Origin of the sequence: Streptomyces diastaticus subsp. diastaticus, from assembly GCF_011170125.1 — a bacterium.
Taxonomy (GTDB): Bacteria; Actinomycetota; Actinomycetes; order Streptomycetales; family Streptomycetaceae; genus Streptomyces; species Streptomyces diastaticus.
In genome coordinates, this window is sequence record NZ_BLLN01000005.1 from 1,995,661 (window position 1) to 2,019,046 (window position 23,386).

Annotated in this window: 20 protein-coding genes; 9 read left to right on the top strand and 11 right to left on the bottom strand. The window is 73.9% G+C overall.

Annotated elements, in window-relative coordinates; genetic code table 11:
* Window positions 1–248: 248 nt before the first annotated feature.
* The 3 genes from Sdia_RS25950 to Sdia_RS25960 all read right to left on the bottom strand — a co-directional run bounded on the left by Sdia_RS25950 (window position 249) and on the right by Sdia_RS25960 (window position 3,618).
* Window positions 249–1,664: an NAD-dependent succinate-semialdehyde dehydrogenase gene (locus Sdia_RS25950; protein WP_100454862.1), complete on the bottom strand. Its 1,416-nt coding sequence runs from the start codon at window positions 1,662–1,664 to the stop codon at window positions 249–251.
* Between the two features lie 364 nt (window positions 1,665–2,028).
* Complete coding sequence (locus tag Sdia_RS25955) at window positions 2,029–2,637, bottom strand: hypothetical protein (RefSeq protein ID WP_229830084.1); 609 nt, start codon at window positions 2,635–2,637, stop codon at window positions 2,029–2,031.
* Between the two features lie 75 nt (window positions 2,638–2,712).
* The gene (locus Sdia_RS25960) at window positions 2,713–3,618 is read right to left on the bottom strand and encodes an RNA polymerase sigma factor SigF (RefSeq protein WP_370464547.1); all 906 of its coding nucleotides are present in this window, start codon (window positions 3,616–3,618) and stop codon (window positions 2,713–2,715) included.
* A gap of 512 nt (window positions 3,619–4,130) precedes the next feature.
* On the opposite strand from Sdia_RS25960, the gene Sdia_RS25965 reads away from it, so the two are divergent.
* The 3 genes from Sdia_RS25965 to Sdia_RS25975 all read left to right on the top strand — a co-directional run bounded on the left by Sdia_RS25965 (window position 4,131) and on the right by Sdia_RS25975 (window position 6,701).
* Window positions 4,131–4,937, top strand: coding sequence for a DsbA family protein (locus tag Sdia_RS25965; protein ID WP_100454860.1), 807 nt, complete (start codon window positions 4,131–4,133; stop codon window positions 4,935–4,937).
* Window positions 4,934–5,836 (top strand): cytochrome c biogenesis CcdA family protein, encoded by a 903-nt coding sequence (locus Sdia_RS25970; RefSeq protein ID WP_229830087.1) that lies wholly within the window; start codon window positions 4,934–4,936, stop codon window positions 5,834–5,836. The genes Sdia_RS25965 and Sdia_RS25970 overlap by 4 nt, the downstream gene beginning before the upstream one ends.
* 70 nt (window positions 5,837–5,906) lie before the next feature.
* Entirely contained in the window at window positions 5,907–6,701 is a 795-nt protein-coding gene (locus Sdia_RS25975; RefSeq protein ID WP_100454857.1) for a class I SAM-dependent methyltransferase family protein, read from the top strand.
* A 36-nt stretch (window positions 6,702–6,737) separates the two neighbouring features.
* On the opposite strand, the gene ku is transcribed toward Sdia_RS25975, so the two are convergent.
* Complete coding sequence (gene ku, locus Sdia_RS25980) at window positions 6,738–7,889, bottom strand: non-homologous end joining protein Ku (RefSeq protein WP_189499779.1); 1,152 nt, start codon at window positions 7,887–7,889, stop codon at window positions 6,738–6,740.
* 116 nt (window positions 7,890–8,005) lie between these two features.
* On the opposite strand from ku, the gene ligD reads away from it, so the two are divergent.
* The 4 genes from ligD (at window position 8,006) to Sdia_RS26000 (ending at window position 12,460) form a co-directional block, all read left to right on the top strand.
* The gene (gene ligD, locus Sdia_RS25985) at window positions 8,006–8,908 is read left to right on the top strand and encodes a non-homologous end-joining DNA ligase (RefSeq protein ID WP_189499780.1); all 903 of its coding nucleotides are present in this window, start codon (window positions 8,006–8,008) and stop codon (window positions 8,906–8,908) included.
* Window positions 8,909–9,074: 166 nt separating this feature from the next.
* Complete coding sequence (locus Sdia_RS25990) at window positions 9,075–9,452, top strand: SH3 domain-containing protein (RefSeq protein ID WP_100454851.1); 378 nt, start codon at window positions 9,075–9,077, stop codon at window positions 9,450–9,452.
* A 156-nt stretch (window positions 9,453–9,608) separates the two neighbouring features.
* Window positions 9,609–11,006, top strand: a complete 1,398-nt coding sequence (locus Sdia_RS25995; protein WP_115068041.1) for an FtsW/RodA/SpoVE family cell cycle protein — start codon at window positions 9,609–9,611, stop codon at window positions 11,004–11,006.
* Window positions 11,003–12,460, top strand: coding sequence for a penicillin-binding transpeptidase domain-containing protein (locus Sdia_RS26000; RefSeq protein WP_100454848.1), 1,458 nt, complete (start codon window positions 11,003–11,005; stop codon window positions 12,458–12,460). The genes Sdia_RS25995 and Sdia_RS26000 overlap by 4 nt, the downstream gene beginning before the upstream one ends.
* Window positions 12,461–12,488: 28 nt before the next feature.
* Here Sdia_RS26000 and Sdia_RS26005 read toward each other — a convergent pair whose 3' ends face one another.
* Both Sdia_RS26005 and Sdia_RS26010 read right to left on the bottom strand, forming a co-directional pair.
* On the bottom strand, window positions 12,489–13,595 hold the full coding sequence (locus tag Sdia_RS26005; RefSeq protein WP_100454845.1) for a ferritin-like domain-containing protein: 1,107 nt from the start codon (window positions 13,593–13,595) through the stop codon (window positions 12,489–12,491).
* Between the two features lie 268 nt (window positions 13,596–13,863).
* Window positions 13,864–15,018: a baeRF3 domain-containing protein gene (locus Sdia_RS26010; RefSeq protein ID WP_100454844.1), complete on the bottom strand. Its 1,155-nt coding sequence runs from the start codon at window positions 15,016–15,018 to the stop codon at window positions 13,864–13,866.
* A 148-nt stretch (window positions 15,019–15,166) separates the two neighbouring features.
* Between Sdia_RS26010 and Sdia_RS26015 the strand changes: the two genes are divergently transcribed.
* A complete protein-coding gene (locus tag Sdia_RS26015; RefSeq protein ID WP_100454842.1) occupies window positions 15,167–15,430 on the top strand; it encodes a DUF8847 domain-containing protein in 264 nt (87 codons plus the stop codon).
* 176 nt (window positions 15,431–15,606) lie between these two features.
* The gene (locus Sdia_RS26020) at window positions 15,607–16,692 is read left to right on the top strand and encodes a C40 family peptidase (protein WP_189499830.1); all 1,086 of its coding nucleotides are present in this window, start codon (window positions 15,607–15,609) and stop codon (window positions 16,690–16,692) included.
* 511 nt (window positions 16,693–17,203) lie between these two features.
* Here Sdia_RS26020 and Sdia_RS26025 read toward each other — a convergent pair.
* Genes Sdia_RS26025 through Sdia_RS26045 form a run of 5 tightly spaced genes read right to left on the bottom strand, consistent with a single transcriptional unit; the run spans window position 17,204 to window position 23,121 of the window.
* Window positions 17,204–18,448, bottom strand: a complete 1,245-nt coding sequence (locus Sdia_RS26025; RefSeq protein WP_164382427.1) for a styrene monooxygenase/indole monooxygenase family protein — start codon at window positions 18,446–18,448, stop codon at window positions 17,204–17,206.
* Window positions 18,449–18,505: 57 nt separating this feature from the next.
* Window positions 18,506–19,132: a GTP-binding protein gene (locus Sdia_RS26030; RefSeq protein ID WP_100454834.1), complete on the bottom strand. Its 627-nt coding sequence runs from the start codon at window positions 19,130–19,132 to the stop codon at window positions 18,506–18,508.
* Entirely contained in the window at window positions 19,113–19,514 is a 402-nt protein-coding gene (locus Sdia_RS26035; protein WP_100454832.1) for a DUF742 domain-containing protein, read from the bottom strand. The genes Sdia_RS26030 and Sdia_RS26035 overlap by 20 nt, the downstream gene beginning before the upstream one ends.
* Entirely contained in the window at window positions 19,511–20,011 is a 501-nt protein-coding gene (locus Sdia_RS26040; RefSeq protein ID WP_100454830.1) for a roadblock/LC7 domain-containing protein, read from the bottom strand. Before Sdia_RS26040 ends, Sdia_RS26035 begins: the two co-directional genes overlap by 4 nt.
* Window positions 20,008–23,121, bottom strand: a complete 3,114-nt coding sequence (locus Sdia_RS26045) for a sensor histidine kinase (RefSeq protein WP_276529957.1) — start codon at window positions 23,119–23,121, stop codon at window positions 20,008–20,010. The genes Sdia_RS26040 and Sdia_RS26045 overlap by 4 nt, the downstream gene beginning before the upstream one ends.
* Between the last annotated feature and the right edge of the window lie 265 nt (window positions 23,122–23,386).

Below are 23,386 nucleotides of genomic sequence, written 5' to 3' on the forward strand. Positions count from 1 at the left end.
TCCCCCTCCGGCCGAGGGTGGGCCGCGCATGTCCGGTCCGGGGAGTCGTTGCCGGCTCGCCCGGCGCCATGAGCGGACGGCGGTGTCCCTTCGCAGCGGGGACACCGCGCCGGCGGTTTGGCGAGGTCGCGTGGCGGCGTAGGCGTGGTAGCGCGGGCGGCCGGCAGGTGCGGTGCGCGCCGCCCCGCCGGTCCGGGGGCGGCGGCGGGCGCGGGGCGTCACGGTGGTGTCGCCCAAGGCCGATACGGTCAGCCCGCCAGGCCGCCCAGTTCCGTCCCGGCGGGCAGCACCCGGACGAGCTTCTTGTTGACGAACTCGCGCATGCCGAGGTGGCCGAGTTCGCGGCCGTAGCCGGAGCGCTTGATGCCGCCGAAGGGGAGGTCGGCCTGGGTGGAGGTCGGGTGGTTGATCCAGACCATGCCGGTCTCGATGCGCTCGGCCACGCGGCGGGCGCGGTCGGTGTCGGCGCAGAAGACGGTACCGCCGAGGCCGTACTCGCTGTCGTTGGCCAGGGCGACGGCCTCGTCCTCGTCGGCGGCGCGGTGGACGACGGCGGCCGGGCCGAAGAGTTCCTCGGCGTAGGCGCGCATGCCGGGCTCGACGCCGGTGAGGATGGTCGGCTCGACGTAGGCGCCGGGGCGGTCGACGCGCTTGCCGCCGATGACCAGTTCGGCGCCCTGGCGGACGGTCTCCTCGATCTGCTCGACCAGGGTTTCGGCGGCGCCCTCGGAGGAGAGCGGGCCGAGCGTGGTCGACTCGTCGGCCGGGTCGCCGGGCTCCAGCCGGGCGAAGGCGGACTTCAGGCCGTCCACGAAGGCGTCGTAGTGGGCGTCGAGGACGATGAAGCGCTTGGCGGCGACGCAGCTCTGGCCGGTGTTGGCGAGGCGGCCCGCGGCGGCGGCCTTGACGGTGTGCTCCAGGTTCTCGCCGTCCAGGACGACGAAGACGTCGCTGCCGCCCAGCTCCAGCAGGCTGGGCTTCATGTTGGCCCCGGCGCGCTCGGCGACCTTGGCGCCCGCGCCCTCGCTGCCGGTGAGGGAGGCGCCGCGCACCACGCGGCTGTCGATGATGCGGGAGACCTCGTCGTGGCCGACGAAGAGATTGGTGTACGCACCCGGGGGCAGACCGGCGTCCTGGAATATCTTCTCCAGGGCCAGCGCGGACTGGGCGCAGATCCCGGCGTGCTTGACCATGACGGTGTTGCCGAGGACGAGGTTGGGCCCGGCGAAGCGGACGACCTGGTAGAGCGGGAAGTTCCACGGCATCACGCCGAGCAGCACTCCGAGCGGCTCGCTGACCAGGTACGCCTCCCCCTCCTCGACGTCGAGCGGCTCGGGGGCGGCGAACTCGGGGCCGTACTTCGCGTAGTAGGTGAGGATCGAGGCGGCCAGGTCGACCTCGCCGCGGGCCTCGGAGATCAGCTTGCCCATCTCCTCGGTGACGATCTGGGCGAGCGCCTCCTTGCGCTCCAGCATCAGCTCGCCGGCGCGTCCGACGGCCGCCGCGCGGTCCTCGATGGTGCGGGCACGCCACTCGCCGAAGGCCTGGTGGGCCGCTTCGACACGGACGTCCACCTCCTTGCCCTCGATCTGCGGGAACTCCGCGACGGTCCTCCCGGTGGCCGGGTTGACCGTGGCGAACGTGCTCTTGCTCTGCTCCGTCATGATGACCTCGCGTCGGCTGATGGGTCGGGCGCGGCTTCCGCTCCGGCCGCCGGATCCTCAGGCGGGCGTTCGGCGCTCCGCGGGCCGGTCCGGTACGGGTGCTGCGCGCGCAGCGACCGTGACTCTGTGCGGCCGGTGGCACCTCATGCGTGACCGGCGCCCCTCACTCCGCACCCGTCCCACGGTGTACCCGCGCGCAAAAGCGGTAAACCGGAACAATCGCCTGTGCGTCAGGCCGACAGGGACGAGCCGCGGGCCGGGCGGCGGCGCGGCAACGACAAAGCGCCCCGGCTCCCCACCTGGCGGTGCAGGGGGAACCGGGGCGCTCCGCCGGTGCGGGGGCGGCCGTCCCGCGGGGATGCGTTCAGGCGTGGGCCTCTTCGCCCGGCTCGGCGTGCCGGGGCCGGCCCTGGGCCTGACCGGCGGCGGGCGCCGGCCCGGAAGCCGGTCCGGAAGCCGGTCCTGCGTGGCCGCCCTGGCCCGACATGCCCTCTCGCGCGGCAGTCTGCTCCTGGCCGGGAGCGGGCCCGCCCGGGCGCGGGGCGAAGCCCTGCGGCGCCGGAGCGCCCTGCGGGGGACGCGGGCCCGAGGAGGAGCCCTGCTGACCCGCGCCGCCCTGGGCCGCGGCGGCGAAGCCCTGCGCCGAGGCGGGACCGGGGCGGGCCGGGCCGGGAGGCTGCGGGCCGGGGCCCTGCCGCCCCTCGGGCGCGCCCTGGCCGGGAGCCTGCTGCCCCGGAGCGCCGGAGCCTCGCCGGGGGGCGGGCATCCCCGCGACCGGGTTGCCGGGACCCTGCGGGCCGGGGCCCTGCGGTGGGCGCTGCTGCTGCTCGGGGCGCCGCGGCGGGAGGATGCTGCTCCAGTCGAGGGCGCTCTGAGCCTCCAGACGGGCCTGGTCGGCCACTCGGCGCGTCTCGGTGAGGACGTCGCCTTGCTCGCGTACCAGCTGGTCGTAGATCGGAGGATTCGGTGACACTTCGGTGGATCTTCCCTTGTGCGGTCGTGCCGACGAGCGGCGGTGCAGTCGCCCACCGTACTGGGTGGCGCCCGCTCACTCCTCGGCGAGCATCCCCGAACGGAGTCGGGTGAGGATGCGCGACAGCAGCCGGGAGACGTGCATCTGCGAGATGCCGAGCTCGGCGCCGATCTGCGACTGGGTCAGCTCTTCGCCGAACCGCATTTCCACGATGCGGCGTTCACGCTCGTCGAGGGTCTCCAGGAGAGGGGCGAGCGCGTGCAGGTCCTCGACCAGTTCCTGGGCGGGGTCCGGGGCGCCGAGGGTGTCGGCGAGCGAGCGGGGGCTGCCGCCGGCGCGGTTGTCGTCGCCGGACTCGGTGGGGACGTCGAGCGAGCCGGCGGTGTAGCCGTTGGCGGCGACGAGGCCCTCGACGACCTCCTCCTCGGTCCGCTCCAGCTTGGCGGCGAGCTCCTTGACGGTGGGCTCGCGGTCCAGCTCGGCGGCGAGCGACTCCTTGGCCTTGGCCATGTCGACCCGCAGCTCCTGGAGCCGGCGCGGGACGTGCACGGCCCAACTGGTGTCACGGAAGAACCGCTTGATCTCGCCGACGATGTACGGCACGGCGAAGGTGGTGAACTCCACCTCGCGGGAGAGGTCGAAACGGTCGATCGCCTTGATCAGGCCGATGGTGCCGACCTGGACGATGTCCTCCATCTCGCCCTGGCCGCGGTGGCGGAACCGCCCGGCGGCGTAGCGGACGAGGGAGAGGTTCATCTCGATGAGCGTGTTGCGTGCGTACTGGTGCTCGGGCGTGCCCTCCTCCAGTGTCTGGAGCCGGTCGAAGAAGATCTTCGACAGGTCTCGGGCGTCCTGGGGGGCGATCTTGCCGCCGTCCTCCACCCAGGGCAGGTCCGCGGCCGCGGCGGGACCGCCGGCCGGGGCGGCCTCGGTCCCCTTGACCTGTCGTCCCGCTTCAGTCTGTGCGGACATCGCCGTCATCAGTACCCCTCCTCTTTCGTGCGTGGCCGGTCACCAGTGGGCCTGCGACCCGCGTGCCCGGTCAACCTGCCCCGAAACCAGCGACCTTGACATCACTGTTCGATAACGGCGCCTTCCCGCGACAAGGCCGGCCATGCACGCGCGCACCAGACTTCTCTGTGCGATACGCAACTGAGCCGCCGGGAACTACCGGTTTCGGCCAGGAAACGCCGCTTCCCGGCCACCCTCGCACGCTCGCGCCACCCGGCGGGGAGGCGGGGGTGGTCCGCTCCTCTCCCCCGGTCCCGGGCGGCGCACCTGACGTCCGGTCACCCCGGGACGGCCGCGCGTGTCACCCCACCGGCCCACCCCCCGCGCGCCCCGCGGTGGCGAGGCGGTGTCGCCCGGGGCCGCGCACCGGCGGTGTCCTATCGTGGGCGCGGGCAGGCCGGGCCGCACGCCTCCGGGCCCCGCCCGGGACGGCTCCGGCGCCCCCGCACCGCCGAGCCCGACCGAGCCAGGAGTCCCGTGCCATGACCTCCGCGCCGCCCGCCGCCCGTCCCCCTTCCGGTTCCCGAGGGCACCGCCGCCGCAAGGTGGTCGCCGCGCTGGTGCTGGTCGCCGCGCTGGTCGGCGGGACCTTCGCGCTCGCTCTCGACGGGCAGCGCGACCGGGAGCGCGAACGCTCGGAGCGGACCGCGACCGAGGCCGGCTCGGGGGCGGGCGAGCGCGACGAGGCGCTGCTGCGGCTGGCCCGGCGGGAGAAGGGCGACCCGATGGCGGTCGGGGACGTCGACGCGCCGGTGGTGATGATCGAGTACAGCGATTTCCAGTGCCCTTACTGCGGCCGGTTCGCGCGGGAAACCAAGCCGGCGCTTCTGCGGGAGCACGTCGAGGAGGGCGTGCTGCGCATCGAGTGGCGCAACTTCCCGCTCTTCGGCGAGGAGTCGGAGCGGGCCGCGCTGGCCGCCTGGGCCGCCGGGCAGCAGGGCAAGTTCTGGGAGTTCCACGACCTGGCGTACGCCGAGCCGCGCAAGCGGAACTCCGGGGCCTTCTCCGAGAAGGCCGTGGTCGCCATGGCGAAGAAGGCAGGCGTCGGCGACCTCGAACGGTTCCGGAAGGACCTCGGCGGGGCCGAGGGGCGGGCCGCGCTCGAACGGGACCGGCAGGAGGGCTCCGGCCTCGGTGTCAGCAGCACCCCCGCCTTCCTCGTCAACGGGCAGCCCATCCTGGGCGCCCAGCCCGGCTCCGCCTTCACCGAGGCCGTCGAGACGGCCGAGGCGGACGCCCGGCGCAACAGCGAGGCCGCCGGGCCGGGCGCCGAGGAGTCCTCCAAGTGACCGAGGCCGGGCTGCTGATGGCGTTCCTCGGCGGCCTGCTGGCCCTGCTCAGCCCCTGCGGCGCCCTGCTGCTGCCCGCCTTCTTCGCCTACTCCTTCACCGGGCCGACCCGGCTGCTGCTGCGCACCCTGTTCTTCTACGCGGGGCTCTGCGCCACGCTGGTGCCGCTCGGCGCGGCGGGGGCCTTCGCGGGGCGGCTGCTGGTCGGGCACCGCGAACTGCTGGTGGCGGTCGGCGGGTGGACTCTGGTGGCGCTGGGGCTGGCCCAGATCGCGGGCCTGGGCTTCGGCTCGCGCCGGATGCAGCGGGCGGCGGGGGCACGCCGCGACGGCTCCGCGCTGTCGGTGGCGGCGCTGGGCGCGGTCTACGGGCTGGCCGGGTTCTGCGCCGGGCCGATCCTCGGCTCGGTGCTGACCGTCTCGGCGGTGGGCGGCGACCCGGTCCGCGGCGCGCTGCTGCTGGCGGTGTACGCGCTGGGGATGGCGGTGCCGCTCTTCCTGCTGGCGCTGGCCTGGGACCGCTTCGAGCTGGGCCGCAGGCGGTGGCTGCGCGGTCGGGCGGTGCGGCTGGGACCGCTCACCGTGCACTCCACCTCGGCGGCGGGCGGGCTGCTCTTCGTGCTGACCGGAGTGGCCTTCCTGGTCTTCGACGGGATGGCCTCGCTCGGCTCCGTGGTCGACGTGGAGACCGGGTTCGCCTGGGAGGAGCGGCTGGCCGAGGTGGGCGCCCTGGTCTCCGACCGGACGGTGCTGCTGGCCCTCTGCGCGGTCGCCGCCGCCGGCGCGCTGGCGGTGCTGCTGCGCTCCGGACGGCGCGCGGCGGGCCCGGTGCCCGGCGAGGCCGACGCCGAGAGGTCCGAGGAGCACCGTGAGGCAGCGCCGTCCGGCGGGGGCGGCTGAGCGCCGGGCCGCGGTACTCAGGTACTTACGCGGATGTCCCCGCCCGCGCGGCCCGGCGAGGGTGGGGCGCATGAAGAGAGTGTGGACGACCCTCAAGTGGACGGCGGCGCGCGCCGTGCTGCGGACCGTCGGCCGGGCGAGCCGTGGCATCCGGATCGGCTACCGCTTCGGTTTCGACAGCGGCGTGATGCTGGACCACGTGTACGAGAACCGGGCCCGCGGCGTGCTCGGCGTGGGCCGCGTCATCGACCGGGTCTTCCTGGACGCCGTCGGCTGGCGGGCGGTCCGGGCCCGCCGGGAGCTGCTGAGCCGGGTGCTGCGCGAGGAGATCGCCCGCCGCGAGGGCGAGGTCTTCCTGCTCGACGTCGCCGCCGGGCCGGGGCGCTACCTCCAGGACCTGGTCGAGCAGACTCCCCCGGGCCGCCTCCGGGTCCTCTGCCGAGACCTGGCCCCGGCGGGGCTGCGCAAGGGCGAGGCGATGGCGCGCGAGCGCGGGCTGGCCGGGATCACCTACCAGGTGGGCGACGCGCTGGTCCCCGTACCGCCCGAGGGGCGGGCGCCGGACGTCATCGTGGTGTCGGGGCTGTACGAGCTGCTGCTGGACGACGCCGAGGTGCGCCAGTCGATCGAGCGGCTGCGCGGGCTGCTGGCCGAGGACGGGGTGCTGGTCTTCACCACGCAGACCCGCCACCCGCAGCTCGAACTGATCGCGGGTGTGCTGACCGACCGCGACGGCGAGCCGTGGATCATGAAGTGCCGGGACATGGGGCAGGCCGAGGACTGGGCGGCGCGGGCCGGGTTCAAGGAGGTCAGCAGCAGGCGGGAGCGGGTCGGGCTCTTCACGGTGACGCTCTGCCGGGCGTGAGCCGCCGCCCCGGCGCGGGGGCCGGGGCGGTCCTGGTCAGGCGGAGCGCTTGCGTGAGGAGGCCGTCTTCTTCTTGGTGCCGGAGGAGGAGGCGGCCTTCTTGGTGCCGGAGGAGGCGGCCTTCTTGGCTGTGGAGCGGGAGGAGCCGCTCTTGGCGCGGGACGACGAGGAGGACGAGGACGAGGACGAGCCGGACTTGCCGGACTTGGCGGAGCCGGAGCGGCCGGACGCGGTCTTCTTCGCCGGGGCCGACTTCTTCTTCGCCTCCGAGCCGGAGCCGGTCTTGGCGCGGCCGTCCGTCTTGCGGCGCGAGCTGAGCGAGGTCACCTCGGCGTCCTTCTCCGCCTTGTCGCCACTCTCCCCGGCCTCGCCGTCCTCGCCCTCGCCCTCGCCCTCGCCCTCGCCCTCGCCGCGGGAGCGCCTGGCCTCGCGGACGCTGCTCTCCAGGGCGGACATGAGGTCGATGACGGTGCCCTCCCCCTTGGCCGACTCCTTCTCGGGCTCCGGTTCGCGGCCCTCCACCTTGGCGGTGACCATCTCCTCGACCGCCTCGCGGTAGTCGTCGTGGAGCGAGTCGAGGTCGACGTCGCCGAGGGTGTCCATCAGCGCGTCGGCGAGGTCCAGCTCGGCGTCCCGGACGGTCACGTCGGTCTCGGGGGCGGCTTCCTGGGGCGAGCGGATCTCGTCGGGCCAGTGCAGGGTGTGCATGGCGATCACCTCGTCGACGACGCGGAGCATGCCCAGGCGCTCGCGGCCCCGCAGGGCGAACTTGGCGACGGCCACCCGCTCGCTGCGTCGCAGTGCCTCGCGGAGGAGGGCGTAGGGCTTGGCGGCGGGGGCGCCGTTGACCATGAGGTAGTAGGCGTTGCCCATCTGGAGGGGGTCGATCCGGTCGGCCTCGACGAAGGCGACGATGTCGATCGTCCGGGTGGTGGGGAGGGGCAGGCTCGCCAGGTCCTCCTCGGTGATGGGGACGATGGTGCCGTCCGCGTCCTCGAACCCCTTGCCGATCTCGGAGGAGGGCACCTCCTTCTCCTCCAGCTCGCACACCTTGCGGTAGCGGATGCGGCCGCCGTCCTCGGTGTGGATCTGGCGGAACGAGACCGCGTGGTTCACGGTGGCGTTCGCCAGCTTCACGGGGATGCTGACCAGCCCGAACGAGATCGCGCCGTTCCATATCGACTGCACGCTGAGCACCTTCCCGGCCTCGCGCCCGGCGCGGGGCTCGTGCGCCGCGTGGGTCCTGGATGGGTTGATTGGTGAGGTATCGGCATTGTGCGGGGTTTTCGTGCGATTCTCATCGTATGACGCCCATCACCCACGTGGAGGGGCGGCGGCTCGCGCTCAGCAACCTCGACAAGATCCTCTACCCGGCCACCGGCTTCACCAAGGGGGAGGTGCTGCACTACTACGCCTCCATGGCGCCGGTCCTCCTGCCGCAGCTGCGGGACCGGCCGCTCTCCTTCCTCCGCTATCCGGACGGCGCGGAGGGGGAGACCTTCTTCGCCAAGAACGTGCCCCCCGGTACGCCCGACTGGGTGCGGGTGGCGACCGTGCCGCGGTCGGCGCGGGACACCACCAGCGCCCGGCAGGTGGTCGTGGACGACCTGCCGTCGCTGATGTGGGCGGCCAACCTGGTGACCGAGTTCCACACGCCGCAGTGGCGGGCCAAGGACCCCGGCGAGGCCGACCGGCTCGTGCTGGACCTGGACCCGGGCGCCCCCGCCGGGATCGCCGAGTGCTGCGAGGTGGCGCTGCTGCTGCGGGAGCGGCTGGCCGCCGACGGGCTGACCGCCTGGGTGAAGACCTCCGGGTCGAAGGGACTGCACCTGCTGGTCCCCCTGACCGGCGCACCCTCCCGCGCGGTGACCGCGTACGCGAAGGAGCTGGCGCTGGCGGCCACGCGCGAGGCCCCCGAGCTGGTCGTGCACCGGATGGCGAAGCGGCTGCGCGCCGGGAAGGTCTTCGTCGACTTCAGCCAGAACTCCGCCTCGAAGACGACCGCCACCCCCTACACCCTGCGGGCCCGACCGCACCCGACCGTGTCGGCCCCGCTGACCTGGGAGGAGGTCGCCACCCGGGGCGAGGGCCCCCTGCCCGGCCTGCGGATCGAGGCGAGCGAGGCCCTGGCGCGGGTGGAGCGCCACGGCGACCTGCTGGCACCGCTGAGCGACGGGCGGGCGGCGGCGCCGCTGCCGGGGAGCTGACGGCCAACTCCGTTCGCGGGCCGCGATGTCCGGGCCCGGGTAACCCGCCCGGCGGACCGTTCCGGCGGACGGCCTAGCTGACGGTCCGTGCGGTGGCAGGACCGACATGCCCGTCATAGCGTCAGATCTGTCGGAACAACAACCCCGTTCTCCCAAGGAGAGATTCATGTCCCTGCGGTCCCAGGTCATCAAGCTCGGCACGCTCGCCGCCGCCGGCGCTCTCGGCACCCTCGCCTTCGCCGCCCCCGCGGGCGCCCTCTCCCCGACGGCGGACGAGGCGTCCCAGGCCGCCGTCGCCGCCCCCAAGGTCTACAAGGGCCGGGTCATCGCGAAGACGGGCCTGATCCTGCGCGACGCCCCGACCCGTGGCGGCGCGGCCGTCGGCACCGTGCCCTACGGCAAGGTCGTCGACATCCGCTGCAAGGTCGAGTCGCGCGACGTCGTGGACGGCAACCCGCGCTGGTACCTGCTGACCAACGGCACCTGGGCCTGGGGTTCGGCCCGCTACATCGAGAACATCGGCGAGGCCCCCCGCTGGTGCTGACGTGAGCCCGGGACACCCAGGAACCCGGCCGGAGCCCACGAGGCACCGGCCGGGCTCCGGCATGTTCCGGGCGGCCCCCGCCGCGGGGGAACACGACCGCCCGGAACATAACGGAGCAGGCCGGACATCACGCCCGATACTTGCTACGTTCCCGCCATGACCGGAACGACGACCGGCCCGACCACCGACCCCCCGCCGCCCCCGGTCGCCCCGGACACCGGACCCGCCGGCCCGGCAGCCGTGGGCGGCGGGCGGCGCGGCACCGAGTTCCTCCTGGTCCTGATGGCCCTCCTGCTCTCGGTCTCCGGCTACCTGGTGGTGGGCCTCACCCTGGACGGCACGGCCCCGCCGGACACCCTGCGCTACGGCGGCGGCCTCGGCGCGCTGGCCCTGCTGGCGCACGGGGCCGTCCGGCTAGCCGCCCCGTACGCCGATCCACTGCTGCTGCCCATCGCGGTGCTGCTCAACGGCATGGGGCTGGTGCTGATCCACCGTCTGGACCAGGAGACGCCGCACGACCAGGCGGCCGGGTCGCAGCTGATCTGGTCGACCGCGGGGGCGGCCCTGTTCATCCTGGTGGTGCTGCTGGTCCGCGACCACCGGGTGCTCCAGCGGTTCACCTTCCTGTCGGTGGCGGCCGCGCTCGCGCTGATGGTGCTGCCGGTCCTCTTCCCCCCGGTCAACGGCGCCCGCATCTGGATCAGGTTCGGCGGCTTCTCCTTCCAGCCGGCCGAGTTCGCCAAGGTCCTGCTCGCCGTCTTCTTCGCCGGGCACCTGGCGGCCGGGCTCGCCGTGCTCCGCGACACCGGCCGCAAGGTGTGGGGGGTGCGGCTGCCGACCGGGCGCGCTCTCGGTCCGGTGGCGGCGGTGTGGCTGCTGAGCGTCGGAGTCCTCGTCCTGGAACGCGACCTCGGCACCTCCCTGCTCTTCTTCGGCCTCTTCGTCGTGATGCTGTACGTGGCGACCGGCTGGACGGGCTGGATCACCGTCGGGCTGCTGCTGGCCGGCACCGGGGCGTGGGCGGTGGGGCGGCTGGAGCCGCACGTGCACGCCCGCGTCGCCGACTGGCTGCACCCCCTCGCGTCGATCGAGGCGGGGGAGGGCTCCAACCAGCTCGCCCAGTCGCTCTTCGCCTTCGCCTCCGGCGGCCTCCTCGGCACCGGCCTGGGTGCCGGCCACTCGGTCCTCATCGGCTTCGCCGCCAAGTCCGACTTCATCCTGGCGACCGCAGGGGAGGAGCTGGGCTGGGCGGGCCTGGCCGCGCTCCTCGTGCTCTACGCGCTGCTGGTGGAGCGGGGCTTCCGCTGCGGGCTGGCGCTCGGCGACCCGTTCGGGCGGCTGCTGGCGACCGGGCTGGCCTCCATCGTGGCGCTCCAGGTCTTCGTCATCGCGGGCGGGGTGACCGGGCTCATCCCGCTGACCGGCATGGCCATGCCCTTCCTCGCGCAGGGTGGCTCCTCGGTGGTGACCAACTGGGTGATCGTGGCGCTGCTGATCCGGCTCAGCGACGCGGCCCGCCGTCAGGCGCCCGGCCCTTTGGAGGAACCCCGGTGACCCGGTGCGTCCGCCGCGCGGGCGTGCTCTGCCTGCTCCTGCTGCTGGCCCTGCTGGTCCACACCGCCCGCCTCCAGCTCCTCACCGGCGCCGAGCTCACCGACAGCTCCGCCAACCGCCGCACCGCCATCACCCGGTACGCCCAGCCGCGCGGCGAGATCCTGGTCGACGGCCGCCCCGTCACCGGCTCCCGCGACACCGGCGAACTCCTGCGCTACGAGCGGACCTACACCGACGGCCCGCTCTACGCCCCGGTGACCGGCTTCGCCTCCCAGCAGTACGGCACGAGCCTGCTGGAGGAGGCCGAGGACGGCCTGCTGGCCGGCACCGACCCGGCGCTGGCCCCGCTGCCGTTCTGGAACGACCTGACCGGTGGCCGCAGCCCCGGCGGCCGGGTCGCCACCACCGTCGTGGCGGCCGTGCAGAAGGCGGCGTACGAGGGGCTCGCCGGGCGCAAGGGCGCGGTGGCGGCGCTGGAGCCGGCCAGCGGCCGCGTCCTCGCCCTGGTCTCCTCGCCCTCCTACGACCCGGGGCGCCTCTCCGGCACCGGGCCGGCGGCGGCCGGGGCGTGGCGGGAGCTGACCCGCGCTCCGGACGAGCCGATGCTCAACCGGGCCATCCGGCAGACCTACCCGCCCGGGTCGGCCTTCAAGGTGGTGACGGCGGCCGCCGCCCTCGACTCGGGCACGGTCACCGACCCGGACGCCCCCACCCGCTCCCCGGACCCGTACACGCTGCCGGGCAGTGAGACGCGGCTGAGCAACGAGGTGGAGGGATGCGAGGACGCCTCGCTGCGGTACGCCTTCCAGTGGTCGTGCAACACGGTCTTCGCGGGGCTCGGGGTGCGGGTCGGGCCGGGCGGGATGCTGGCCGCCGCCGAGCGGTTCGGGTTCAACGACCGGGGGCTGCGCATCCCCTCACCGGTCGCGCCGAGCACCTTCGCCACCGACATGGACGACGCGCAGCTGGCCCTCTCCTCGATCGGCCAGTACGACACCCGGGCCACACCGCTGCAGATGGCGTCGGTGGCGGCGGCCGTGGCGGCGGGCGGCGCGGTGCGCCCCCCGCGGCTGGTCGAGGCGACCACGACCGGGGCCGGTTCGCCGGTGTGGACCGGCGGCCCGCCCGGCTACCGCCAGGTGATGAACGCCGGAACGGCCTCGGTGCTGCGGCAGATGATGCGCGACGTCGTCGAGGACGGCACCGGCAAGAACGCGGCGATCGAGGGCGCCGAGGTCGGCGGCAAGACCGGCACCGCCCAGCACGGCGTGGGCAACGCGGGTGTCCCGTACGCCTGGTTCATCTCCTGGGCGCGTGCCGAGGACGCGATCGAGCCGGCGGTGGCCGTCGCCGTGGTGGTGGAGGACGAGGAGGCGCGGCGGGAGGCGATCAGCGGCGGCGGGACGGCCGCGCCGATCGCCCGGGCGGTGATGGAGGCGGCACTGGACCGGTGAGCCCGCGCCGCCTCCGTGGCCGGGCCGGTCAGCTCTCGGCGCCCGCGCGGATGGCCGCGTCGACCTCGCCGACCCGCTCCCGCTCCTCGGCGGCGAACCGCTCGGCGTCGAGCTTCTCGGCGATCTCCTCGTCCTGGGCCATCAGCAGGTCGAGGTTGTGGTCGCCGAGGTCGAAGACGCCCAGGTCGACGTAGGCCCGCTGGAGGCGCTCGCCCCACAGGCCGATGTCCTTGACGCAGGGGACGATCCGGCTGAACAGCAGTTTGCGGAAGAGGTGCAGGAACTCCGACTGCTCGCTGTACTCGAGGGCCTCGGCCTTGGGGATGCCGAAGTTCTCCAGCACCTCGACGCCGCGCAGCCGGTCGCGCATCAGGTAGCAGCCCTCGATGACGAACTCCTCGCGCTCGCGCAGTTCGGCGTCGGTGAGCTGGCGGTAGTAGTCGCGCAGCGCCATCCGGCCGAAGGCGACGTGCCGGGCCTCGTCCTGCATGACGTAGGCGAGGATCTGCTGGGGCAGCGGCTTGTCGGTGGTGTCGCGGATCATGCCGAAGGCGGCCAGCGCCAGCCCTTCGATGAGGACCTGCATGCCGAGGTAGGGCATGTCCCAGCGGGAGTCGCGCAGGGTGTCGCCGAGGAGCGACTGGAGGTCGTCGTTGACCGGGTAGAGCATCCCGATCTTCTCGTGCAGGAAGCGCCCGTAGATCTCGGCGTGCCGGGCCTCGTCCATGGTCTGGGTGGCGGAGTAGAACTTGGCGTCCATGTCGGGGACGGACTCCACGATGCGGGCGGCGCAGATCATCGCGCCCTGCTCGCCGTGGAGGAACTGGCTGAACTGCCAGGAGGCGTAGTGCCGCCGCAGTTCGGCCTTGTCACGCTCGGTCATCCGCGCCCAGTGGCGGGTGCCGTGCAGGGTCAGCGCCTCGTCGGGGGTGCCGAGGGGGTCGTACGGGTCGACCTCCAGCTCCCAGTCGATGCGGCGGGCGCCGTCCCACTGCTTGTCCTTGCCCTTCTGGTACAGCGAGAGCAGGCGGTCGCGGCCCTCGTCGTACTCCCAGCTGAAGCGGGCGGCGCCGGTGGCCGGGACCTGCCACAGGGGGTCGGCGGGGGGTCGGGTGTAGAGATCACGGGTCGACACGGTGGCACTCCTCCACTCGGTCCGAGGGCGTGCCGCGCACCGGTCCGGGCAGCGGCGCCCGCTCGCAGGCTCACACGCCCGGGTGGCGTGGTCAACCAGGCGTGCGGGGGAATTCCGCGGTGCGGGACCCGGCACCGGGCCGGTGCTGTAACCCTGGGTTACCCCCAGGTCGGGGAGGTGCGCTCGGAACGTGGAGTTTCAGCCGTCAACCGGCCGGGAGGGGGGCCGCCTCGCCGGCCGGGCTCACGGGGAGCCCGGCCGGGCGACCTTAGTAGCGGACGACGGCCGCCACCCCGCCGTCCTCCGCGAGGGTGCCGTCGGGGACGAACCGGACCTGCGCGTCCCCGTCGAGCGCCGTCTCGATCAGGGTGTCGACGATGTCGGTCTCGGCGGCGAGGCCGACCTCGACGTCCAGCGGCGGCTCGGTCTCCTCGGGGACCTCCCGGAGGTGCAGACCGCCCGCCTCGTCGATGTGGCCGACGGCCGCGAAGTTCTCCTCCACCAGCAGCAGCGAGACCCGGCGCTCGGCGACCATCGTCCACACCTCGGGCAGGCCGCCGGCGAACCGTTTGGCGCTGCGGGCGTCGTCGAGCGCGGCCATGTCCTGGCGGACCAGTTCCCCGGCCCACTTCTCACGCGCGGGGACGAGCCGCTCGGAGAGCTTCGGCCCGCTGTCCGTGTCCTGCCCCGCCAGCTCGACGCGTCCGGCCGGCCGGGAGGCGTGCCGGGAGGTCGCGTCGAAGCGGGAGAGCACCTCCACCCCGCCGACCACGAACAGCGGCAGCGGCTGGGCGTCCAGCGCCCGGCTGAGCCGTTCGTCCACGTCGCTCATGTACTGCCGCAGCCGCTCGTCGCGGATGGCGCTGGGGCTGCGTCCGTAGAGCGGGCCCGGGACGGCGTCCTCGGGGTCGGGGATCTGCGGCGGCGCGGGGAAGCCGTGGTCCTCGACCTCCGTCAGCCGTTCCCCCTCGCCGATCCACAGGCGGCACATCTCCTGGTCGAGGACGAGCACGTAGTACGGGCGGGCGTGCAGGCGGGCGGAGACCAGCGAGCGGGTGAGGTAGGTGTCGGAGAAGACGATCCGGGTGGGCACCTCCACGGGGGTGGTGAGCTGCCACGTCCGGAGCTCCTCACCGGGGGACACCAGCAGGAGCAGCCCGTCCCCGGCGTAGACGATGTCCTCGAAGTCGCGGAAGGTCTCCTCGCTCAGCTTCCCCTCCAGTTCCAGCCGGGCGTCGCGCTCCACCTGGGGGTCCTCCCGCAGGCGTTTGCGGGCCTCGGAGAGGAGGTTGCGCAGCCGGATGAAGTCCTGGTCGCGCTCGGGGCGGGCCCGGTGCGTCGGCATGAGCAGCGAGACCGCCGGGTAGGGCCGGGGCCTGCGCAACTCCTTCAGCACGGCCGGGGTCAGTTCGCTGGTGTGCATCGACGGCTCCCAGTGCGCTATCGGCGAAAGGTCCACTCCAGGGGAACACCGGCGGGGTGATCCCGCGACTCGCGTGCCCGGCGGCCGGGAGGGAAAACGTGCCGCCCGTACCGCCCGCCGGGCACCACGCGTGAGTGACACTGGACAGGTGAGAACCCAGGACACCGCCTTCGTCGGAGGGCCGCTGGACGGCCGCGTACTGCCCGTCGTGACCGGGCTGACCGGCCAGGTCCCCGCCCGCTACGAGGTGCCGGTCCCGGAGGGCGAGACCCTCGTCTACCTCCGCGAACCGGCCGCCCGCGGACGGCGCACCGGCATCGTGCGCGGCTGGATGTACGTGTACGCGCCCGACACCCCGCCCGGCGGGCACCGGGTGCGGTGGCCCTGGTCGAGGCGGACCGGCCGCGACTGACCCGGGCCCGGTGCGGCGGAACGGGTGACTGCGCCCCCGGGGTGGACCAGCAGCGGGCGCGGACCGGCCCCGGCACGGCCAGGCTCACGGGTACGGGGGCGGAGGGCCCGCCCCGCTCGGGAGGTGCGCGGGTGTCGGGCAGATGGAGGGCCGCGGCGACCGCGGCCCTGGCGGCGATGGCGCTGGGAGCGGCACCGGGGGCTCCGGCGGCCCCCGATCCGGCGGGCGGCAGCCCCGCCCAGCTGCTGACGGAGCTTCAGCGGCTCCACCGGGAGCTGGGCGAGGCGACCGAGACGTATCAGGCGACCGCCCGGACCCTCGCCGAGCGTCGCGCCCGCAACAAGCGTCTCGGTACCGGTCTGGCCAAGGCCAGGATCGCGCTGGCCGAGGGGCGGGACGCGGCGGGGCAGCTGGCGCGGCGGCAGTACCAGGGCGTCGTGGAGGTCCCCCCCACACTCCGGCTGCTGCTGGCCGCCGACGCGCAGGGCGCCCTCGACCAGGAGCACGTGCTGCGCCGGGCCGCCCGTGACCGGGTGGCGACGGTGCGGCGGCTGGCCGTCGCCGAGCGGCGTGCCTCGGGGCTGGCCCGCGAGGCGCGGGCGGCCCTCGACGAGGAGCAGGTCCTGGCGGCCCGGCAGCGCGGCCAGCACCGGGCGGCACGAAAGAAGCTGGACGAGGTGACGGCGCTGGTCTCCTCCCTCTCCCCGGACCAGCTCGCCGAGGTGGACGGGCTGGAGGCGGAACGCGGCGAGGAGGCCCGGCGGGACCTGGTCGCGGCCGGCGGCCTCAGCTCGGCCTCCGCGGCGCCGACCCGGCGCGGGGAGCGGGCGGTGCGGTTCGCGGTGGACCAGATCGGCAAGCCGTACGTGTGGGGCGCCGAGGGCCCGGACTCCTACGACTGCTCGGGACTGACCCAGCGGGCCTGGGCGTCGGCGGGCACCGGGGTACCGCGCACCAGCCAGGAGCAGTGGGCCGGACTGGACCGGGTCCCGCTGCGCGAACTGCGCCCCGGCGACCTGGTCGTGTACTTCCCCGAGGCCACCCACGTCGCCCTCTACCTAGGCGACGGCCTGGTCGTCCACGCCCCCCGCCCCGGCGCCGACGTCAAGGTCTCCCCCGTCGCAGCAAACCCGGTCCTCGGCGCGGTCCGCCCCGACCCGGACGGCCCCCCGGTCCCGGAGTACGAGCCGCCGGCCCTGCCGGAGGGGGCGCGCGACGGGGCGGACACGGGGTACGCCGAGGAGACGGCGCCGGAGGGCTGAGACGCCCCACGCCTCTTCCCGGCCGTACGTCGGGTGGGCGGGACCGGCCTTCGGCACGGTGGGTCGGCCAGCTCCCGTGCCGGGGGCGCGAGGGCGGCTCCGGTACCGGACCGCGGGACGCCCCTGCCGGCGGTCAGCGGGGCCGGCTTGAGGATGATCCGGTCGATCTCCGCGTGGAGCGAGCCGGCCGGCTTGCCGCCGCCGACCAGCCAGCGGTCCCTGCCCTCCTCCCCCTCGACGGCGTCGCCCAGCTCGACGGCCTCGCCGGGGGCCTGCTCCGGCGCGGTGGAGAAGACCAGGTGGCGCAGGCGCGGGTAGGTGTCGTCGGTCCGGCCGCGAGCACCGTGTCGTGGCAGGCGCGCCCTTCGAGCACGGTGTCGACACCCCGGCGGGCACGGCGGTCGTCCCGGAGGCCGGGGGACCCGCTCGGCACCGGCCCTGAGGTACGCCGGGAGCCGCCCCCCGGGACGTTCCGGTGGGCGGCTCCTCGCGTGGTGCCCGGGTGCTCGGGTCAGGCGGCGTCCGCCTGGGCCACCTCGGCCAGGTACGCCTCCGTCTTCTCCGGGTCGAAGAAGAAGTTCTCGAAGTCGGCCGGGTTGTCGAAACCGTTGGCGAAGCGGTCGGCGACCTGCTGGTACCTCATGCCGGAGCCGATCAGCTTCAGCACGTGCTCCGGCGCGGTGCCGAGCATGGCGTTGGTCCACTTCACGACGTGCCGGGCGGTCTCCCAGTAACCGTCGAAGGTGGCCTGCATCCACTCCTCGTCGAACGGGCGGTCACCGCGTTCGAGGATCGAGGAGAGGTAGGAGGCGGCGCACTTGGAGGCCGAGTTGGAGCCCTGTCCGGTGACCGGGTCGTTGGCGACGACCACGTCCGCCACGCCGAGGACCAGGCCGCCCGAGGGGAGGCGGCCGACCGGCTTGCGGACGGTCGGGGCGTACCGGCCGGCCAGCGTGCCGCCGGCGTCGGTCAGCTCGACCTGGGTGGAGCGCGCGTACTCCCAGGGCAGGAACTTCTCCAGCAGCTCCAGGGTGAGCGCCAGGTGTTCGGAGGGGTCCTTGACGCCCTGGAAGGCGTCGAGGGGTCCGCCGGGTATGCCCTCCCAGAACAGGATGTCGGCCCGTCCGGAGAGGGTGTACGTCGGCATGACGAAGAGTTCGCCGACACCGGGCACCAGGTTGCAGCGGACCGCGTCGAACTCCGGGTGCTCGGGGCGCGGGCCCATACCGTGCACGTAGGCCACGGACAGGGCGCGCTGCGGGGTGCTGAACGGGGAGCGCTCGGCGTCCCGCTCGAACATGGAGACCAGTTCGCCCTTGCCCGCGGAGACCATGACCAGGTCGTAGGCGCGGGCGAAGTAGTCGAGGTCGGAGACGGCGGCGCCGTGGATGACGACCTGTCCGCCGCGCTCGGCGAAGGTCTCCATCCAGCCGGCCATCTTCACCCGCTGGTCCACCGACTGGGCGTGGCCGTCGAGCATGCCGACCCAGTCCACGGCGCGCGAGGAGTCGGGGGCGGCCACGGAGACGCCGAGTCCCTTGATCTTCGGGGCCTGGGACTCCCAGAAGTTGGCCTGTATGTCCCGCTCGTGCTGGAGGGCGGTGTGGAACATGCACTGGGTCGACATGACCCGTCCGGTCCGGATCTCGTCCGCGGTGCGGTTCGACATGAGGGTGACCTCGTAGCCGTTCGCCTGGAGCCCCAGGGCGAGCTGGAGCCCGGACTGGCCGGCTCCGACGATCAGTATTCTCCGCATGGCGGGTTCTCCTTGCGTCGCGCGCGCCGCGGCTGCTCCGCCGCGGCGCGCCTGCTGCTATTCCGGGGTGACGTCGAGCGCGTGGCCGACCAGCGCGAGCAGCGTCTCGACGGCCGAGACCCGCATGCGGGCGTCCATGACGATCACAGGGATCTGCGGCGGCACTGTCAAGGCCTCCCGCACGTCATCGGGCTCGAACTTGGTACTCCCGTCGAAGTGGTTGACGGCGACGACGTACGGCAGCCCGCAGCTCTCGAAGTAGTCGAGGGCCGGGAAGCAGTCGGAGAGCCGCCGGGTGTCGGCGAGGACCACGGCGCCGATGGCGCCGCGCACCAGGTCGTCCCACATGAACCAGAACCGCTGCTGCCCCGGTGTGCCGAACAGGTACAGGACCAGGTCGTCGTCGAGGGTGATGCGGCCGAAGTCCATGGCGACGGTGGTCGTCGTCTTGTCCGGTGTCTCGGTGAGGTCGTCGGTCTCCTCGCTGGCCTGCGTCATCAACGCCTCGGTCTGCAGGGGAGTGATCTCCGAGACCGTCGTGACGAGCGTCGTCTTGCCGACACCGAAACCGCCCGCCACCACGATCTTGGTGGCTATGGGGGCCCGGGTCTTGTCCCGCTGCCACGGCTGGAGGGTCTCCTCCGACTCGTCGGCGGGGAGGAGGTCAGAGACGGCGGAGTCCATTCAGCACCCTTTCGAGCAGTGCGCGATCGGGCTGGCCCGGGCCGTGCCCGTTGCCGTACACGCGGATCTTTCCCTGATCGGCGAGGTCGCTCAGGAGCACCCTCACCACGCCGAGCGGCATCTTCAGCAGCGCCGCGATCTCCGCGACGGTGCGCATGCGGCGGCAGAGCGCCACGATCGCCTGCGTCTCGGGCATGATCCGGGCCAGGCCGAAGGTGCCGTTCGGCAGTTCCTTGCGCTCCTCGGGTGCCTCCAGAGCGGCGACGAAGGTCTCCACGAGCAGGACGTGCCCGAACCGTGTGCGCCCGCCGGTCAGTGAGTACGGGCGGACGCGGCCGGGTTTGCGGTCCCCGCCCCGGCGGGGCAACTTGGCGGTGCTCACTTGGCGCTCTCCATCGACTGGCGAAGTTCACTGCGGAGTTCGGGGGTGAGCACGTGCCCGGCCCGGCCCACGAACAGCGCCATGTGGTAGGCGACGACGTTCATGTCGCAGTCGGGGGTGGCGTGGACGCCGAGCAGCGAGCCGTCGCTGATGGACATGACGAAGAGGCTGCCCTCCTCCATCGCGACCATCGTCTGCTTGACGTCGCCCGCGTCCATGAGCTTCGACGCCCCGATGGTGAGACTGCCGACACCGGAGACGATGGTGGCGAGGTCGGCGCTGGAGCCTTTCGGACCCTGCGGGGTCTCTCTCTGCTCGGGCTCGTTTCTCCCCGGGTCGGAGGAGAGCAGCATCAGCCCGTCGGAGGAGACCACCGCGACCGAATTGAGGCCCGGCACCTCCTCCACGAGGTTGGTCAGCAGCCAGTGCAGGTTCCGTGCTTCTGAGCTGAGACCGTTCTGACGGGAAGTAGCGGATGTCGGACTGGACGCAGTCAACTGCGAGCCTCCTCGGCTGAGTCCCCCTGAGCTTCACCGGTTGGTCCTGCCAGGTCCGGCTGCTCCGCGATCTCTGCTTCGACATCGCGGCGGCCGGCCTGGGCCCCCGAGTGGAATCCGCCGAGCCGGCGCCGCAGTTTCTCGGCGTCGACGCCACCGGCGCGCTTCTTCGGCGCGGCGGCCGGGGCGGTCAGCTTCGGGGTGCGCTTGGGCAGTCCCTTGTCCGTGACCCGCTCGGCGGGTTCGGCGGGCTGCTGGTCGAGGGCCGGCCTGGGGGCCGGCACGGAGTCGGACGGGGCGGCTGCCTCGTCCGGGGTGCGCTCGTGCGCGTCGGGCCCTATCGCGTACGGGCCCGGGACGGCGGGCCCGGCGGCTTCGCGGGGCTCCTCGGCGGCGGTCCTGCCGCCCGCCTCCCGCTCGTCCTGGCCGGCCTCGTCGGCGGCGTCCGCCAGGTCCTGGGCGGGCTGCTCGCGGCGCGGGGACGGGAGGTACAGCTCCATCGTCGTCTCGGGCGACGCCTGGGCCTTCGCCTCGGCCGGGGCGGCGTCGGCGTCAGGGCCCGCGTCGGCGTCCGCCTCGCCGCTCTCCTCGTCCTGCCGCGCGGCGGTGTCCCGGGGGCCCGCCCCGGCGTCGGTCGCCACCGGAGCGGCCTCGTCCCCGGTGGACCCGGCCGGCGTGTCCCGCGTGGGCGCGCCCGGCTCCTCACCGTTGGACCGGGCAGGTTCGTCCTCGGCCGGGGCGGCGGCCTCGTCGTTCTCCTCGCCCGGGGCGGCCTGCCCCGCCTCGGCCCGGGCCTCGGCCTCGTCCCGGGCCCGTACGGCCCGTTCGGCTGCGGCGATGACCCGGTCGGTGGTGCCACGGGCCGGGGTGTCCTCGTCCGGGGTGTCCTCGTCCGGGGTGTCCCGGCGCGGGGCGGGCAGGACGTTCGAGTTGGCCTCGGCGTCCGCGCCGGCCAGCTGGACCGGGGCCGAGCCGCCGGAGGCGTCGGCGGAGGCGGGCAGGGTGCCCGAGGGGGCGGCGGCCAGGATCGACTTGGGCAGCACCACGACGCTGGTGACGCCGCCCTGCTGCTGGGTGCGGAGCTGGACGCGGATGCCGTGCCGGGCCGCGATCCGGGCCACCACGTACAGGCCGAGTCCGAGTCCGCCGTCGCCGTCCGGCTCGTAGAGGCCGTCGGTACCGACGCGGGCGAGGCGCTTGTTGAGTTCGGCGAGGCGCTCCTCGGACATCCCGATGCCCTCGTCCTGCACGGAGAGCATCACCTCGCCGCTCTCCAGCAGCCAGCCGGAGACCTCGACCTGGGCGTCCGGCGGGGAGAACGAGGTGGCGTTCTCCATCAGCTCGGCGAGCAGGTGGCTGAGGTCGTCGGCGGCGAAGCCCGCGAGGTGCGCGTGCGGGGGCAGCGCGGAGATGCGGATGCGCTCGTACCGCTCGGTCTCGCTGACGGCGGCGCGGGCGACGTCGACCAGCGGGACGGGGCCCGCGTGGCTGTGGCCGTGCTCGGCGCCCGCGAGGACCAGCAGGTTCTCGCTGTGGCGGCGCATCACGGTGGCGAAGTGGTCGAGCTTGAAGAGGGTGGCGAGGCGGTCCGGGTCCTGCTCGCTGTCCTCCAGGTTCTCGATGACCGTCAGCTGGCGCTCGACGAGACCGAGCGAGCGCAGCGCCAGGTTGACGAAGGTGCCGTGGATGGACTGGCGGGCCCGTTCCAGGTGGGCGGTGGAGGCGGCCAGCTCCTTGCGGAGGGCGTCGCGCTCCTCGGCCATCGAGACCCGCTCGCCGACCAGGTGCTTGCGGTCGGTCTCCAGGCCGGTGAGCCGCTCGTGCAGCCCGGCCAGGTGGGCGTGCAGGGCGTTGACGGAGCGCACCACCTCGGCGAACTCGTCGTTGCGGCCGGTGAACTTGAGGGGCTCCTCGCCCGCCGGGTCGGCGGCGAGGCGGGCGGTGCCCAGGCGCAGCACGGCCAGCGGCCGGGTCAGCGAGCGGGCCATGCCCATGCTCATGCCGACGGCCAGCAGCAGGCAGAGGCCGACGAGGCCGATCTGGACCTCCAGCGCCAGCACGTCCTCGTCGCGCTGCTCGGCGAGCTGCCCGGTGCGCGCCGCCGCCAGCGCGTTCTCCACCCCGCGCATCTGCTCGATACGGGCGGTCAGGGCGGCGTCGACCTTGGCGGGCTTGAGCGCGGCGTCCTCCTCGGAGAGGGTCGGCGCACCGGTGAGCCGCGCCAGGTACTTCTCGGCGGTGGTCACCTCGGGCCCGCTGACCGTGTTCCGGTACGAGGCCTTGTTCTCCGGGGAGGCGCCCCGTTCGAACGCCGCCAGCGCGGCCCGCTCGGCGACCTGCGCCTGCTGGGCGGCGGCGCTGAGCGCGTCACGGGTCCGGGTCTCCTCGGCGGTCCCGGCCTGGGTCTGCACGGGCAGGCCGGTGGCGGGGTCGATGCCGGTCTGCGAGGTGCTGCTCGGCACGGCGAGGGCGGCCAGCAGCAGGCCCCGGGTGGCGGTGGCCTGCTCGACGGCCCGGTCGAGGTCGGTGAGGGCGAGCCGGCCGGGACCGCTGCGGGTGGGGAGCTTGGCGACCAGCTCCTGCGCGGTGCCGTGGAGTTCGTCGATCGCGGTGGCGTACGCGTTGTGCGCGTCGAGGGCGTCGCCCTTGCCGGTCAGCGCCTGGCGGCGGACCGAACCGATGGTGTCCAGGGTCTCCCGCAGGGTGTGCGGGGCGCCCTCGCGGATCTCCTCGATCTGCCGGTCGACCCGGGAGCTGCGCTTCTCGGAGAGGCCGCTGCCCTCGGGGCGGCCGGCCGCGATGTACGCGGTGACCTCGTCACGCTCGTCGGCCAGCGAGTGGGAGAGCGTCACCGCCTGCTGGGTGAGTTCGGAGAACTCGACCAGTTCCTGGGCGTCCGTCGCCTGCCCGGAGGCGGCGACGACCGAGGGGACGCCGGCGCCCGCGACAGCGGCCGCGACGACCGCGACAGCGATGATCAGGCGGTTCCGCACGCGGGCCTTGCGTGCGGGACGGGCGGCGGCTTCGGGAGTCGGGGCGGAAGCGTCCGACTGGTTGCCCGTCCGGCCGTCCTTGTCCCGAGACCTCTTCTTCTGCACCGGTGCTCGCATTCTTGACTCGTCTACCCAAGGGCCCGGGTGACGTCCTGTCAGCACGAGCTCCCTTCCGGAACGGCTCTCGACCCTCCCAGTGCGTGTGAGCAGTGGTCGCGCATCGTCTGCCGGGCCACCCGAAGGAGTGAACATCGACCGGGAGTTGGCGGGCAAGTCTCCCCCTCCCCCGCTGACGACGCACACGGGGCGCCGGTTGGACGTTACCCGTCCGCTTTGGCAGGATGCCCCGCCCCCGTGGAGCCAGAGTCGATCATTCCAGGGA

Coding starts and splice junctions, on each gene's coding strand:
- Sdia_RS25950 (WP_100454862.1), bottom strand. CDS start 1,664: ATGACGGAGCAGAGCAAGAGCACGTTCGCCACGGTCAACCCGGCCACC.
- Sdia_RS25960 (WP_370464547.1), bottom strand. CDS start 3,618: ATGACGGCGATGTCCGCACAGACTGAAGCGGGACGACAGGTCAAGGGG.
- Sdia_RS25965 (WP_100454860.1), top strand. CDS start 4,131: ATGACCTCCGCGCCGCCCGCCGCCCGTCCCCCTTCCGGTTCCCGAGGG.
- Sdia_RS25975 (WP_100454857.1), top strand. CDS start 5,907: ATGAAGAGAGTGTGGACGACCCTCAAGTGGACGGCGGCGCGCGCCGTG.
- ligD (WP_189499780.1), top strand. CDS start 8,006: ATGACGCCCATCACCCACGTGGAGGGGCGGCGGCTCGCGCTCAGCAAC.
- Sdia_RS25990 (WP_100454851.1), top strand. CDS start 9,075: ATGTCCCTGCGGTCCCAGGTCATCAAGCTCGGCACGCTCGCCGCCGCC.
- Sdia_RS25995 (WP_115068041.1), top strand. CDS start 9,609: ATGACCGGAACGACGACCGGCCCGACCACCGACCCCCCGCCGCCCCCG.
- Sdia_RS26010 (WP_100454844.1), bottom strand. CDS start 15,018: ATGCACACCAGCGAACTGACCCCGGCCGTGCTGAAGGAGTTGCGCAGG.
- Sdia_RS26020 (WP_189499830.1), top strand. CDS start 15,607: ATGGCGCTGGGAGCGGCACCGGGGGCTCCGGCGGCCCCCGATCCGGCG.
- Sdia_RS26025 (WP_164382427.1), bottom strand. CDS start 18,448: ATGCGGAGAATACTGATCGTCGGAGCCGGCCAGTCCGGGCTCCAGCTC.
- Sdia_RS26030 (WP_100454834.1), bottom strand. CDS start 19,132: ATGGACTCCGCCGTCTCTGACCTCCTCCCCGCCGACGAGTCGGAGGAG.
- Sdia_RS26045 (WP_276529957.1), bottom strand. CDS start 23,121: ATGCGAGCACCGGTGCAGAAGAAGAGGTCTCGGGACAAGGACGGCCGG.